The organism is Micromonospora sp. NPDC005161 (assembly GCF_053599855.1).
On record NZ_JBSFYQ010000023.1, the window covers coordinates 41,759 to 56,326 of the forward strand.

11 protein-coding genes and 1 pseudogene are annotated in these 14,568 nt (G+C 70.8%); 5 read left to right on the forward strand and 7 right to left on the reverse strand.

The window, feature by feature from the left end; all coding sequences use genetic code 11:
• Position 1 precedes the first annotated feature (1 nt).
• Positions 2-865: a diacylglycerol/lipid kinase family protein gene (locus ACWD5O_RS21695; protein WP_450086348.1), complete on the forward strand. Its 864-nt coding sequence runs from the start codon at positions 2-4 to the stop codon at positions 863-865.
• On the opposite strand, the gene ACWD5O_RS21700 is transcribed toward ACWD5O_RS21695, so the two are convergent.
• The 4 genes from ACWD5O_RS21700 to ACWD5O_RS21715 form a co-directional block, all read right to left on the reverse strand.
• Positions 862-1,455 (reverse strand): TetR/AcrR family transcriptional regulator, encoded by a 594-nt coding sequence (locus ACWD5O_RS21700; protein WP_450086349.1) that lies wholly within the window; start codon positions 1,453-1,455, stop codon positions 862-864. The genes ACWD5O_RS21695 and ACWD5O_RS21700 overlap by 4 nt on opposite strands.
• 42 nt (positions 1,456-1,497) lie before the next feature.
• Positions 1,498-2,310 carry an RNA polymerase sigma factor SigF gene (locus tag ACWD5O_RS21705; protein WP_450086350.1) on the reverse strand — a complete coding sequence of 271 codons (813 nt, stop codon included), beginning with the start codon at positions 2,308-2,310 and terminating at the stop codon, positions 1,498-1,500.
• A gap of 193 nt (positions 2,311-2,503) precedes the next feature.
• The gene (locus ACWD5O_RS21710) at positions 2,504-3,547 is read right to left on the reverse strand and encodes a fatty acid desaturase family protein (protein ID WP_354965694.1); all 1,044 of its coding nucleotides are present in this window, start codon (positions 3,545-3,547) and stop codon (positions 2,504-2,506) included.
• A 37-nt stretch (positions 3,548-3,584) separates the two neighbouring features.
• Positions 3,585-3,722 carry a hypothetical protein gene (locus ACWD5O_RS21715; RefSeq protein WP_450086351.1) on the reverse strand — a complete coding sequence of 46 codons (138 nt, stop codon included), beginning with the start codon at positions 3,720-3,722 and terminating at the stop codon, positions 3,585-3,587.
• Between the two features lie 197 nt (positions 3,723-3,919).
• Between ACWD5O_RS21715 and ACWD5O_RS21720 the strand changes: the two are divergent.
• The 3 genes and pseudogenes from ACWD5O_RS21720 (at position 3,920) to ACWD5O_RS21730 (ending at position 7,077) form a co-directional block, all read left to right on the forward strand.
• Positions 3,920-4,712 (forward strand): annotated as a pseudogene (locus tag ACWD5O_RS21720) (Stf0 family sulfotransferase).
• A gap of 52 nt (positions 4,713-4,764) precedes the next feature.
• Positions 4,765-5,067, forward strand: coding sequence for a GNAT family N-acetyltransferase (locus ACWD5O_RS21725; protein ID WP_354965697.1), 303 nt, complete (start codon positions 4,765-4,767; stop codon positions 5,065-5,067).
• 189 nt (positions 5,068-5,256) lie between these two features.
• Positions 5,257-7,077 (forward strand): AMP-dependent synthetase/ligase, encoded by a 1,821-nt coding sequence (locus ACWD5O_RS21730; RefSeq protein WP_450086352.1) that lies wholly within the window; start codon positions 5,257-5,259, stop codon positions 7,075-7,077.
• Positions 7,078-7,139: 62 nt separating this feature from the next.
• Here the strand turns inward: ACWD5O_RS21730 and ACWD5O_RS21735 are convergent, their stop codons facing one another.
• From ACWD5O_RS21735 to ACWD5O_RS21745, 3 genes are all read right to left on the reverse strand, one after another.
• Entirely contained in the window at positions 7,140-7,559 is a 420-nt protein-coding gene (locus ACWD5O_RS21735; RefSeq protein WP_387327442.1) for a nitroreductase/quinone reductase family protein, read from the reverse strand.
• Positions 7,560-7,591: 32 nt separating this feature from the next.
• Positions 7,592-7,714, reverse strand: coding sequence for a ribosomal protein bL36 (locus ACWD5O_RS21740; RefSeq protein WP_089020301.1), 123 nt, complete (start codon positions 7,712-7,714; stop codon positions 7,592-7,594).
• 230 nt (positions 7,715-7,944) lie between these two features.
• Positions 7,945-8,685 carry a class I SAM-dependent DNA methyltransferase gene (locus ACWD5O_RS21745; protein ID WP_450086353.1) on the reverse strand — a complete coding sequence of 247 codons (741 nt, stop codon included), beginning with the start codon at positions 8,683-8,685 and terminating at the stop codon, positions 7,945-7,947.
• A gap of 369 nt (positions 8,686-9,054) precedes the next feature.
• Here ACWD5O_RS21745 and ACWD5O_RS21750 point away from each other — a divergent pair, with 369 nt between their 5' ends.
• Positions 9,055-14,514, forward strand: a complete 5,460-nt coding sequence (locus ACWD5O_RS21750) for an ATP-binding protein (protein ID WP_450086354.1) — start codon at positions 9,055-9,057, stop codon at positions 14,512-14,514.
• Positions 14,515-14,568 lie beyond the last annotated feature (54 nt).

Genomic DNA, 14,568 nt, shown 5'->3' on the forward strand with positions numbered 1-14,568 from the left:
GGTGCGGTCCTTCGCAGTGATCCTCGGGCCCACCGCACGCCGAGGATTGTCCCGCCTGATGCCGGTGGCCCATCTGCTGCGCGCCGCCGGCGCCCGGATACGGGTCGAATACACGCAGACTGCGGAGCAGGCCGGCCGGTGCGCCACGGCGGCGCTGCAGGGCGGTGAGGTCGTCGTCGCCGCCGGGGGCGACGGCACGATCCGGCTGCTCGCCGGCGTGGTCGCCGACACCGGCGGTCTGCTCGGCGTCATACCCGCCGGTCGGGGCAACGACTTCGCCCGCCAGCTCGGGTTGCCGCACTCCCCGGACGCGATCGCGGACCTGCTGCTGCACGGACGGCCGCGGCACCTCGACGTCCTCCGCGTCGCTGGACGAACCATCGTCGGCAGCGTCTACGTCGGCGTCGACGCGGCGGCCAACGAGCTGGCGAACCGGTCGCGTCTGCCCGCGCCGCTGGTGTATCCCACCGCCGGCCTGCGGGCGCTGATGCGCTGGCCGCGCACCCGGTACACGATCACGGTGGACGGCCGGACCGAGCAGACGTACGCCTACACGGTGGTGGTCGCCAACTGCGGTTACTACGGCGGTGGCCTGCACGTCGCCCCGGCGGCGCAGCCCGACGACGGGACGATGGACGTCGTGGTGATCGGACAGGCACCGAAGGTGCTGTTCCCGATCGCGCTGCGACAGATGCGCACCGGCCGGCACGTGCGGCGCGGGCACGTCTTCTCCTACCGAGGCACGTCGGTCACCGTGTGCGCCGACCGTCCGATGACCGTGTACGGCGACGGTGATCCCGTCGGCCGGACCGACGAGCTGCACGTCGAGGTCCGCCCGCGGGCACTGCGCGTCATCGCCGGCTAGCTTGATCGCAGGTAGCCGTCGACCAGCAGCGCCAGCTCCCGGTCGAACTCGGCGACCGGCACGTCGTCGGCGACCGTGCGGACGGACAACACGAAGGACTGCGTGGTCAGAAAGACCGCGCGGGCCATGACGTCGGGTCTGCCGGGCCGGATCGAGCCGTCCTCGTGACCGTCGGCCAGCGCCGCCGCGAGGAACTGGAGCATCTCGTCCTGGCCGTTGCCCCGCCGGTCGAGCAGGTACGGGAGCAGCACCTCCGGGTCGACGTCACGGATCTTGCACAGCAGCGGATGGTCCCGTAGCTGCCCCGCCACCGCGACCACCCGCGACACCAGACGGGACCGCGCCGAACCGCCGGTCTCGACGTCCGCGGCCGCCATCAGCACCTGATGCCACTCCCGGCTCATCAGGTCGCCGATCAGGGACTGCACGTCCGGCCAGCGCCGATAGACGGTCATCCGCGAGACGCTGGCGCGTCGCGCCACGTCCGTCATCGTCGTGCGACGGACGCCGTACGCCAGCACGCAGTCCCGGGCAGCGTCGAGAACCGTGTCGTCGACGCTGCGCTCGCCGGACTGGCTCACCTCCACCACGCCGACTGTCTACCACAGGGGCGAGGTGGCAACTGGCGGTGGTCAGTAGGCGTCGACCAGCTGCGTGCGCAGCTTGGCGAGCGCGCGGGCGAGCAGGCGGGACACGTGCATCTGCGAGACACCAATCTGATCGGCGATCTCGCTCTGCGTCTGGTTGCCGTAGAAGCGCAGGGTGAGGATCTTCTGCTCCCGCTCGTCGAGCGTGGCCAGCGCCGGGCCGAGAGCCACCCGCAGCTCGGCCAGGGCAAACTCGCCGTCCTCGCCGCCCAGCATCTCGCCGAGCTCGGTGCCGCGCTCACCGTCACCGACCGGGGTGGACAGCGACACGGCGTTGTACGCCCGCGCACCCTCCAGCCCTTCCAGCACCTGCTCCTCGGTGAGCCCGAGGTGGGCGGCGATGTCGGCGACCGTTGGCGACCGACCCAACGTCTGCAGAAGGGTGCTGTTGGCGTCCGAGATCGCCAGCCGCATCTCCTGCAGCCGGCGGGGCACCCGGATGTCCCACGTGCGGTCCCGGAAGTGGCGCTTGAGTTCCCCGACGATCGTGGGGATCGCGTAACCGGCGAAGTCGACACCACGGGAGGGGTCGAACTTGTCCACCGCCTTGATCAGTCCCAGTGCCGCGGTCTGCGTCAGGTCGCCGGTTGGCTCGCCCCGCCCGCTGTAGCGCCGAGCGAGGTGGTTGGCCAGTGGCAGCCACGCCTCGATCGCCCGGTCCCGCAGCGCGGCGCGCGACGGGTGGTCGGCGGGCAACGCCGCCATCGCGAGAAGTAGCTCGGTGGCGGGTGAGTCGGCGGAGGCGTCGTGGTCGGTGCGGGTGCTCGTCGTCGCGGGCCGGTCGGTGGTCGTGATCATGCTGGCTCCTCCGCATCACACCGGCCGCACTCCGCGTGTCGGCGCCAACCGTATGAGCAGAGACTAGACCAAAGGTCAGTTGGAACCTAACCGAAAGGATGATGTGGTGCTGCCAGCCGCCCCGCTTGACGTGCCGTCACCTCAGGCGGCGGCGTCGATGGCCACCCAGCTTCCGCGATGGCGCTGTGGCTCCTCAGCGCACCGCGACGTCGGTTCGCGGGTCGGGGTTGCCGACCTCCCGCAGATGGCGCAGCCCCTCCGCCCAGGAGCGGCCCAGACTGGTTTCGTGGTAGTCGATGTCGTGCTTGGCGCAGAACCGCTGGACCAATGGCCCGGCGCGACGCAGGTTGGGGCACGGCATGTTCGGGAACAGGTGATGTTCGATCTGGTAGTTCAGGCCGCCGAACACGGTGTCCAGGAACCTTCCGCCGCGGACGTTGCGCGAGGTGACGACCTGCCGCCGCAGGTAGTCGAGGTTGTCCTCGGCGCCGAGGATCGGCATGCCCTTGTGGTTGGGGGCGAAGGAGCAGCCGAGGTAGAGGCCCAGCACGCCCTGGTTGACGAGGATGAACGCGACCGCCTGCGCGGGACTCAGGACCAGGAACACGGCGGCGAGGTAGCCGCCCAGATGCAGGACCAGCAGCCCCGCCTCTGCGGGTCGACGCGCCAGGCGGCGCGGGCCGAGGACAGCCCGCAGGCTGATGGCGTGCAGGTGCAGGCCCTCCAGCAGAAGTAGTGGAAAGAAGAGGTACGCCTGATGACGGACGAACAGTGCGCCGAGGCCGCGCCGTCGCCGGACCTGGTCGGTGGTGAATGACAGGGGCGCCACGCTGATGTCGGGGTCCATGCCTTCGGTGTTCGGGTGGGCGTGGTGCCGGTTGTGTTTGTCCACCCACCAGCCGTAGCTGATCCCGGTCAGGAGGTTGCCGTGCACGATGCCGATCAGGTCGTTCGCCCGGCGCGAGCGGCCTATCTGCCGGTGCCCGGCATCGTGGCCGATGAACCCGGCCTGGGCGATCACCACCGCGAGGGCCACCGCCACCCCAAGCTGCCACCACGACTGACCGAGTCGCCCGAACAGCGTCCACAGTCCCACGAAGGAACCGACGACAAGACTGATACGTACGGCGTAGTGGCCTCGCCGCCGCTCGAGCAGACCCGCTGCGCGGACCTGCCGGGACAGGTCGGCGTAGTCACTGCCTCGTTGGCGGTCGACGCCGAGACTGGTGTCGCTCATGATCACAGCTCCGCTGACCCCTGGTCCGCCAGGTTTCTCAGCGGCGGCCGGTCAGGCGGGCCATGAGCTGTTGAAGCTTCTGTTGCGTGCTGGGCTTGGCCGCCTGGCGGCGACCCCGCTGCATCAGGTCACGCCCGCGTGGGCTGTTGAGCAGGCTCTTGATTCGTTGGCTCATCGATCCTGATGTCACGGCGCGCTCCCCTCGGGCCGGCCCCGCCGGCTGGCTTCCCGTACTGCCAGTTTCGCCTGACGAGCCGCCGGTCGGAAGGGATTGGGCGGATTGCGCCGGAGAGGGCCGTGACGAGGTGGAAGCAACAGGTCGGAAAATCCCTTGTGCGCCAGCCGACGACGCGGTTACCTCACGCTGTGTCGATGACCGCCAGCGATCGAGTTGATTCCTACTTCATCTGCGGTACCCCGCGCACCGGCAGTTCGCTGCTCCTGGGGTTACTGGAGTCCACGGGCGTCGCCGGCCACCCGCAGGCATACTTTCGCGCTCCGGACGAGGCGTTGTGGGCTGAGCGGTGGCTGCTTCCCCGCACCGCTGACGGCGGCTTCGACTACGCCGCCTACGTACGTGCGGCACGTGACGCCGGCCGTACCGACAACGGTGTGTTCGGCGCGAAGCTGATGTGGGGCACGCTCGACGAGGTGGTCGACAAGCTCGGCATGGTCCACCCCGACCTCGCCGGCCAGGATGTCGCGTTGCTGGAGCGGGCATTCGGGCGTACCCGGTTCGTGTATCTGCGGCGTGACGACGTGCTGGCGCAGGCGGTGTCCTGGCTGCGGGCCGAGCAGACCCAGGCCTGGTACATCGGCGGCAACGGCGAGAGCAGTGGTGGCGACCGCACCGGAAAGGAGCCGACTTTCGATAGGGAAGGAATCGACGGCCTCATTCAGACGATCGACGATCACAACGCCGAATGGCAGGCGTGGTTCTCCGCGCGGCGTGCGGCCCCACGTCGTCCGCTACGAGGACCTCGATGAGGACATGGTCGCCGTCACGCGCGGGATCCTGCATTTCCTCGGTCTGGACATGCCGGCCGGTCGCGCTGTCGTGCCCCAACACCAGCGTCAGGCCGACGACCTCAACCGTGAGTGGATCCACCGATACCGGGCCGGGTCGGGTGTTGGCGGACAGCAGGATCTCCCCGATCATGGTTAGGAGTAGCACTCCGCGCCGGCAGGTTAGCTGACCAGCGTGGTTGGATGGGCCGGTGCAGTTCACCGTGACAGACGCGCCGACGCGGGAGCGATTCGAGGCGCGCGACGAGGCGGGCGTGGTCGCCGGCGTGGTCACCTACCAGCTGACCGGCACCATCATCGTCTACACCCACACCGAGGTCGATCCGGAGTTCGAGGGTAGGGGCGTCGGGTCGACCCTGGCGCGTGCGGTGATGGACGACGCGCGGGCCAAGGGCCGGACCGTCGTTCCGCTCTGCCCGTTCCTCAGCGAATGGCTGGTCAAGCACCCCGAGTACGAGGGCATCGTGGCCCGATCGACTCGGAAGGTCAAATAGCGGTTCACCAGCCTGACCGGTCGACCAGTCCGGGCGGTAGGTCGTGCCCGGGGCGTCGTCACGTCACGGGCGGGACTGTTTCGCCGTTCACCGTCGGGGTGACCGCCGGTGCCGTCATCATGACCGCGTAGCCGCTTCGGTTGCCAGGCGGGCGCCGGTGGTGGAGGGGGTGCGGCGAACGTGCGGGAGATGTCGGTAGCGCCGATGGTCACGGGGGCCGCCTCGCCGGGCCTGGCGGACATGGTGTGGGACAACGCGCGTCAGGATCCCCACGCGGTGCAGTTCCTGCGCCCGGCCCCGGTCTCCCCGGCCTGGCCGGCGGAGCCATCGGCACGCGGCGACGTGCCCGTGACGTGCGCGCAGTTCCGCGGTGACGTGCTTGCTCTCGCCCGCGGGTTCATCGACGCCGGGATCGGGCACGGTGACCGGGTGGGGTTGATGAGTCGCACCCGCTACGAGTGGACGCTCGTCGACTATGCGCTGTGGTCCATCGGGGCCGTCACCGTCCCGATCTACGACACGTCCAGCCCGGAGCAGATGGAATGGATTCTGTCCGACTCCGGCGCGGTGGGGTGTGTGGTCGAGGCCAACAGGCACGCCGCCATTCTCGCCGGCCTGCGCGACAACCTGCCCGCCGTGCGTCAGGTGTGGCGGATCGACGCCGGTGACCTGATCGCGCTGGCCGGTCAGGGTGGAACCGTCGACGACGCCCAGGTCGACGTCCGCCGTACGGCGGTCACGGGCAGCGACATGGCGACGATCGTCTACACCAGCGGCACGACCGGTCGGCCGAAGGGCTGCGTGCTGACGCACCGCAACATCTACTGCGACATCGGCAACGCCACCGCGGTGCTGCCGGAGCTGCTGCATCCGGGAGCGTCGACGGTGCTGTTCCTGCCGTTGGCGCACGCGTTCGCCCGCCTGATCCAGGTCGGCATGGTGCTGACCCGCGCCACCCTGGTGCACAGCTCCGAGATGACCGGCGTACTCGCGCAACTACAGCAGCACCGCCCCACCTTCATCCTCGCCGTGCCGAGGGTGTTCGAGAAGATGCACACCCAGACGCGGCAGAAAGCCGCTGACGCACGCCAGGAATGGCTGTTCAGCATCGCGGACGCCGTCGCGGTGCGCTACAGCCACGCCATGGACACGCCAGGGGGCCCCGGAGGACTGCTACGGCTGGCGCGCACGGTGTTCGACGTGATCGTTTATCGGAAACTGCGTGCCGCGCTGGGCGGCCGCTGCCGCACCGCGATCGTCGGCGGCGCCCCGCTCGGGGAGCGACTCGGGCACTTCTTCCGCGGCGCCGGCCTGACAGCGCTCGAAGGGTACGGGCTGACCGAGACGTCACCGGCGTTGACGCTGAACCTGCCGTCCTCGGTGCGGATCGGCACGGTCGGTCGCCCGATACCCGGCGTGGAGATCCGCATCGCCGACGACGCGGAGGTCATCACGCGCGGCGAGATGGTGTTCCCCGGCTACTGGAACAATCCCGACGCGACCCGGGCCACCTTCACCGCGGACGGGTGGCTGCGAACCGGGGACCAGGGCAGCCTCGACGACGACGGCTACCTGCGCATCACCGGCCGTACGAAAGAGATCATCGTGACGGCGGCGGGAACGAATCTCGCCCCCGCCCCGGTCGAGGAACGCATCCGCGCCCATCCCCTGGTCAGTCAGTGCGTCCTGATCGGTGATGACCGGCCGTACGTCACGGCGCTGATCACCATCGACCAACAGGAGTGGAGGCGGTGGGCAGCCGGCCACGGCCATTCCGGCGCGTCGGTAGCGGAGCTACGAGACAGCCCTGAGCTGTGCAGGGAGATCCAGGTGGCCGTCGATGAGGCCAACGGGACGGTGTCCCGGGCCGAGAGGATCAAAACGTTCCGCATCCTGCCCCGCGACCTCACCGAAGACGACGGCGAACTCACCCCCACCCTCAAGATCAAGCGTGCGGTGGTCGAGTCACACTTCGCCGCCGATGTCGACGCCCTCTACCACGGCCACTGACCCCGCGACCCGCCCCGAAGCGCCGGGGCGGCGGGCTCTCCGGCCCGCCGCGCCGGCGAGGATCAGGGTGAGTCCAGATCAATGCGTACCGTCAGCGGGCTCGCGTTCATCGCCTTCGAGGTGCGCACGCAGAGCCGGCGCACGAAGCTGCTCCTCCCGAGCATCCGCTGGCGCTCACGAGGGTCATCGTCCTCGACCATCCGCGCCGTCCCGGCCCGCCAGCGTGCGCGTGGTCCGCCGCCGACCTTCACCCGGACGCGGGGATCGGCCTCGACGTTTCGCACCCAGTCGGCACGGCGTCCCCGCTGCGAGACCAGCCAGAAGATGTCACCGTCCAGGCCATCACACACCGGGGTGTACCGCGGCCGGCCCGTACGCCGTCCGGTCGTCTCCAGCAGGGCATCGCCGGGGATCGGGAGTTTCCAGTTCCACGCGCGCCGGACGATCGGGTTGATCAGGCGCTGCTGGAGCGCGCGAGGCATCCCGGCCAGCCAGGACACGTCAGGACCCGCCCTCAGCCCTGCCGGGCCTTCTGACGCCGGTCGGCCTTGTTGATCACGAAAGTCCTGCCTCGACGGCGTACCACGATCGAGTTCATTTTGTTCTTCAACCCGCGCAGTGAGTTCCTGACCTTCATCGCAGTCACCCTCCCCTGGTCGTATCCGGGTTCCGGCCGACGATCCGGTACCAGCGGGGCGATTCACCCGAGATGCGACACTCGCCCCTTCGCGGCTTCGGTCCGCCACGGTCGTTCTGCCATCGCTCCGCTCGCGTACCCGACGGGTCGTCGCTCATTCGTCGCGTCGGTGCCGGTTCGCCTCCGGCACGTCGGCGGCCGCCAGCACCGGTGGTGGAGGCGGGTACGGCTCATGGCGTCACCGGCCGTCGGTAGACCGACACGTGGTCGCGACTGCCGTCGGTGAAGGGCCGGCCCGCCCAGTCCTCCCACCGGTGTTCCCGGGCCATGCCCGACAGTTCGGCCATCAGGTCGAGTTCGGCGGGCCAGGCGTAACGGTGGTTCGCGGGAAGCAGGTCGACCCCGGTCCCGGTGAGCCGGATCTTGGTGGTGGTCATCCGCTGCTCCGCCGGGTGCAGCAGAGCGGCCTCCAGCATGACGGTGTCCTGCGCGACCCGGACCGGCCGCAGTGCCGCGCCGGCCCGGAACGCGGCCAGGTCCGGCACCCATGCCTCGACGACGAAGCGACCGCCGGGACGCAGGTGCGCGGCGGCGTTGCGGAAGCACGCGACCTGCGCGGCCTGGTCCGGCAGCGCGAAGATCGTGTTGAACGCCAGGAGCACCAGAGCGAACTCACCCGGCGCCCGGGTTGCGGCGAAGTCGCCGATGGCCACCTCGATCCGTTCCCCACCCGGCTTCTCCCGCAGTCGAGCGGCCATCGCCGGGGACCCTTCCACACCGGCGACGGTCAGACCGCGTTCCTGCAGTGGCAGTGCCAGCCGACCGGTGCCCACCCCGAACTCGCAGACCGGACCACCGTCCGCGAGTTCCACGAGCCGCTCGACCGCCGCCGTCGGATCCAGGTGCGCGAAGGCGTCGTCGTAGACGTCGGCCGGCACGTGCCGGCCGTACTCGCTCGCGTCGAACGGCAAATCGTGCCTCCTCAATCGCGGTGGCGAGCCCGGTGGCGGGCGGGCGCCCGCAGCACGTGCCCGTGTTCCGGCCGATCAAACCGCAGCTCCGTCGACCAGGCCGACCTGACGCACGCGTCCCGGCCCGGAGCATTCTCCCTGCTCTCAGTCACCGCGCGGACACGATGCGGCGTGAATGCCATCACCGCCGAGGGTCTCCGCCCTGATGCCGCGTGGCAGCCAAAAACTTTTGGTGGTTTCCTACAAATGAGGGGCGAGTGGTTCGGTGATTGCGTCATGGCGCTGCCAGCCGTCAGACGGAAGGGTGATCACTGCGGGGGCCGTCGTCTCTCCGCGAGCAGATCATGGTCTACCAAAGGGGTCAGTCGGGTGTTCAACCGTGTCGCCATCGTCAACCGTGGTGAGGCAGCCATGCGCCTCATCCACGCGGTCCGAGAGCTGGCCGCGGAGACCGGCGTCCGGATCGAGACGGTCGCCCTGTACACCGACGTCGACCGTACCGCCACCTTCGTGCGCGAGGCGGACATCGCCTACGACCTCGGTCCGGCGTTCACCCGCCCGTACCTCAATCTCGCGGTGCTGGAGCGCGCCCTGACCGAGACCGGCGCCGACGCGGCGTGGGTCGGCTGGGGCTTCGTCGCCGAGGACCCGGCGTTCGCCGAGCTGTGCGAGAAGATCGGCGTCACGTTCGTCGGGCCGAGCGCGGAAGCCATGCGCCAGCTCGGTGACAAGATCGGCTCGAAGCTGATCGCCGAGGAGGTCGGCGTGCCGGTCGCGCCGTGGAGCCGCGGCGCCGTCGAGACGCTGGCCGCCGCCCGGGCGGCGGCGGCCGAGATCGGTTACCCGTTGATGCTGAAGGCGACCGCTGGAGGCGGCGGGCGCGGAATCCGGGTGATCACCAGCGAGGCGGAGCTCGACGACGCGTACGAGCGCACCAGCCAGGAAGCGGCGCGGGCGTTCGGCAGCGGCATCGTGTTCCTGGAGCGCCTGGTCACCGGGGCCCGGCACGTCGAGGTCCAGGTGATCGCCGACGGGCAGGGCACCGCCTGGGCGCTCGGGGTCCGCGACTGCTCGGTCCAGCGACGCAACCAGAAGGTCATCGAGGAGTCGGCGTCGCCGGTGCTCAGCCCGGCGCAGGCGGCCGAGCTCAAGGCGTCGGCCGAGCGGCTGGCCCTGGCGGTCGGCTATTGCGGCGCGGCCACCGTCGAGTTCCTGTACCACCCCGGCGATCAACTGTTCGCGTTCCTCGAGGTCAACACCCGGCTTCAGGTCGAGCACCCGATCACCGAGCTGACCACCGGGTTCGATCTGGTCAAGGCGCAGCTGCACGTCGCCTCGGGCGGCCGGCTCGACGGCGAGCCACCGGTGGAGCGCGGGCACGCCATCGAGGCCCGGCTCAACGCCGAGGACCCGGACCGCGACTTCGCGCCGTCGCCGGGCCGCATCGCCCGGCTGGACCTGCCCAGCGGCCCGGGCATCCGGGTGGACACCGGCGTCAGCGAGGGTGACACCATCCCGGCCGACTTCGACTCGATGATCGCGAAGATCATCGCGTACGGCCGCGACCGTGCCGAGGCGCTCGGCAAGCTGCGCCGGGCGATGGCGAACACCACGGTGATCATCGAGGGCGGCGCGACGAACAAGAGCTTCGTGCTCGACCTGCTCGACCAGCCCGAGGTGATCGACGCCAGCGCGGACACCGGCTGGATCGACCGTGTCCGCGGCGAGGGCCGACTCGTCGCGCACCGGCACTCCGGAGTCGCGTTGGCGGCCGCTGCCATCGAGGCGTACGAGGAGGAGGAGAGCGTCGAGCGGCAGCGCCTGCTGTCGACGGCGTCCGGTGGGCGCCCCCAGGTGCAGCACCAGAGCGGCCGGCCGCTGGACCTCAAGCTGCGCGGGGTCACCTACCGCATGCGCGTGGCGCGGGTCGGCGCGCACCGGTTCCGCGTCGGCATCGAGGTGGGCGCCGCGGTGCGCACCGCCGACGTCGAACTCGACCGGTTCGACCGGCACACCGGCCAGATCGTCGTCAACGGCGCCCGGTACCGCCTGCTGACCGGCACGCACGGGCCGACCCACCTGGTCGAGGTGGACGGCGTGACGCACCGGGTCAGCCGCGACGAGGGCGGCGTCGTCCGGTCCCCCATGCCCGCGCTGGTCGTCGCCACGCCGCTGGAGGTGGGCGCCGAGGTCGAGGCGGGCGCGCCGGTGCTGGTGCTGGAAGCCATGAAGATGGAGACGGTGCTGCGGGCGCCGTTCAAGGCGCGGCTGAAGGAGTGCGCGGTCTCCGTGGGCAGCCAGGTGGAGGCCGGCGCGCCCCTGCTGCGGCTGGAGCCCCTCGCCGACGACGCCGACGAGACCACGGACGACCCGACGGCCGGCTCCGTCGAGCTGGACCTTCCCGCCACCGCCGAGGATGTTCCGGCGCACCTGCGCAGCCGGCGCGGCCAGGAGGACCTGCGCGGCCTGCTGCTCGGCTTCGACGTCGACCCGCACGACGACCGTCGCGTGCTCGACGACTACCTCGCCGCGCGGCGGGAGGCCACCGAGGCGGGCCACCGGCCACTGGCCGAGGAACTCGACCTTGTCGACGTGTTCGCCGACCTCACCGAGCTGAGCCGCAACCGGCCGACGGGTGAGGACGGCGGCGCCCACGTCCGCAGCGCCCGTGAGTACTTGCACACCTACCTGCAGAGCCTCGACGTCGAGCGGGCCGCTCTGCCCGATTCCTTCCAGGCCAAGCTGGCGAAGGCTCTCGGGCACTACGGCGTCACCGACCTGGAGCGCTCGCCCCAGCTCGAAGCCGCCGTGTTCCGGATCTTCCTCGCCCAGCAACGCGCGACCGCCGACGCCGCGGTCGTCGCGGCGCTGCTGCGCTCCTGGCTGCGGGAGACTCCGCCGGACGAGACGCTGCGCGAGCCCGCCGGTCTCGCGCTGGAGCGGCTGGTGGCGGCGACTCAGGTCCGTTTCCCCGCGGTCGCCGACCTCGCCCGTGGCGTGGTGTTCGCCTGGTTCGCCCAGCCGCTGCTGCGCCGCAACCGCGCCCGCGTCTACGCCGAGGTCCGTGGGCACCTGAGGCATCTGGACGCGCACCCGGACGCGGCGGACCGCACCGAGCGCATCGCGGAGATGGTACGTAGCACCGAGCCCCTGGTACGGCTGCTCGGCCAGCGGCTCGTCCGTGATCACCTCGACAACGCGGTGATGCTGGAGGTGCTGACCCGCCGGTACTACGGCAACAAGGCGCTCACCAGCGTGCGCAGCAGCGACGTCGCGGGCTGCGCGTTCGTGGTCGCCGAGCGCGCGGACTCGAGCGTGGTCTCCGCCGCGGTGAGCTTCGACGCGCTCGGCAGCGCGCTGCGCGGGCTCGCCGAGCTGGCACGTGGCGAGGACGCCGTCGACGCCGACATCTACCTCGGCTGGGAGAACCAGCCGGAGGACTTCGACGCGATGGTGGAGGCGCTGCTCGAGGTCATCACCGCGCACCCGCTGCCGCCCCAGGTCCGTCGGCTCACCGCCACCGTCGCGGGTCGCGGCGGAGCGGTGATGCACCACCACTTCACCTTCCGCCCGTCCGGCCCAGGGATGACCGAGGACCGGCTGATCCGCGGCCTGCACCCGTACATCGCGCAGCGGATGCAGCTGGAGCGGCTGCACCAGTTCGACCTGACCCGGCTGCCGTCGTCGGACGAGGAGGTCTACCTCTTCCAGGCCGTGGCGCGGGAGAACCGGGCGGACGAGCGCCTCGTCGCGTTCGCGCAGGTGCGTGACCTGACCGAGCTGCGCGAGCACGACGGCCGGCTGGTCGCGCTGCCGACGACCGAGGACGCCGTGGCGGCGTGCCTCGACTCGATCCGCCGCGCCCAGTCGCGGCGACCGTCGAAGACGCGCTTCAACACCAACCGGATCGTGATCTACGTCTGGCCGCCGAGCGAGCTGACCCGCGAGGAGATGGAGATGATCGCCGGGCGCGTGCGCCCGACGACCGCGGGCGCCGGGCTGGAGGAGATCCTGTTCATCGCGCGGCAGCGCGACCGGCGTACCGGCGAGCTGACCAAGATCGCCGTGCGGATCTCCTTCGACACGGCGGGCGGCGCGGAGCTGGCCATCGGCGCGCCGCCGGTGGAGCCGGTCGAGCCGCTCGACGAGTACCGGTTGAAGGTGCTGCGCGCGAGCAGCCGCAACACGGTGTACCCGTACGAGCTGACCGGCCGGCTCGGTGACTTCGTCGAGCACGACCTCGACGACGACCACGCGCTGGTGCCGGTGGACCGGCCGAAGGGGCGCAACGGCGCCGCGATCGTCGCCGGGGTGGTCACCACGCCGACCGTGCGGCATCCGCAGGGTGTCACCCGGGTCGTGCTGCTCGGCGACCCGACGAAGTCGCTGGGCGCCCTGTCGGAGCCGGAGTGCCGGCGGGTGATCGCCGCGCTGGACCTGGCGGAGCGGATGGGGGTGCCGCTGGAGTGGTGGGCGCTGTCCGCCGGGGCCCGGATCTCCATGACCTCGGGTACGGAGAACATGGACTGGGTGGCCGCGGCGCTGAAGCGGATCGTCGAGTTCACCCAGGCCGGGGGTGAGATCAACATTGTCGTCGCGGGCATCAACGTCGGCGCGCAGCCGTACTGGAACGCCGAGGCGACGATGCTCATGCACACCAAGGGCGTCCTGGTGATGACACCGGAGTCGGCGATGGTGCTCACCGGCAAGCAGTCGCTCGACTTCTCCGGTGGCGTGTCCGCCGAGGACAACTTCGGCATCGGTGGCTACGACCGGGTGATGGGGCCGAACGGGCAGGCGCAGTACTGGGCGCCGAACCTGACCGCCGCGCGGGACGTGTTGATGTCGCACTACGACCACACGTACGTCGCGCCCGGCGAGGACGCGCCCCGGCGGGCGACCACCATCGACCCGGTGGACCGTGACATCTCCGCCTTCCCGCACGACGTGGCGGGCAGTGCGTTCAGCACTGTCGGGGAGATCTTCTCCGCCGAGTCCAACCCGGACCGCAAGAAGCCGTTCGACATCCGAACGGTGATGCGGGCGCTCTCCGACCAGGACCACCCGGTGCTGGAACGCTGGGCGGGCATGGCCGACGCGGAGACCGCGGTGGTGCAGGACGTGCACCTCGGGGGCATCCCGGTGTGCCTGCTCGGCATCGAGTCACGATCGGTGCCGCGGCGCGGCTTCCCGCCCACCGACGGCCCGGACACCTACACCGCGGGCACGCTGTTCCCGCGGTCGTCGAAGAAGGCCGCGCGGGCGATCAACGCGGCCAGCGGCAATCGGCCGCTGGTGGTGCTGGCGAACCTGTCGGGCTTCGACGGCTCGCCGGAGTCGATGCGCAAGCTGCAACTGGAGTACGGGGCCGAGATCGGCCGGGCGATCGTCAACTTCCGGGGGCCCATCGTCTTCTGCGTGATCTCGCGGTACCACGGCGGCGCGTTCGTGGTGTTCTCGAAGGCGCTGAACCCGAACATGACGGTGCTCGCGCTGGAAGGCTCGTTCGCCTCGGTGCTCGGTGGCGCTCCCGCCGCCGCCGTGGTGTTCGCCGGGGACGTCAACGCCCGCACGGCGGCCGACCCTCGCGTACGGGCCCTGGAGGCCCGGGTCGCGGCCGCGGCCGGCACCGAGCGCGCCGCGTTGACCGCGGAGCTCGACGAGCTGCGCTCCTCGGTGCGCGCGGAGAAGCTCGGCGAGGTGGCCACCGAGTTCGACCGCGTGCACAACATCCAGCGCGCCGTCGAGGTGGGCTCGGTGGACGCGGTGGTCCGCGCCGCCGAACTGCGTCCGCGCATCATCGACGCGATCGAGTCCCGTCTGCGCTAGCCGGCCGGTGCGGGCCGTCCCTTCGCGGGGGACGGCCCCACCTGCCGGGCGGGG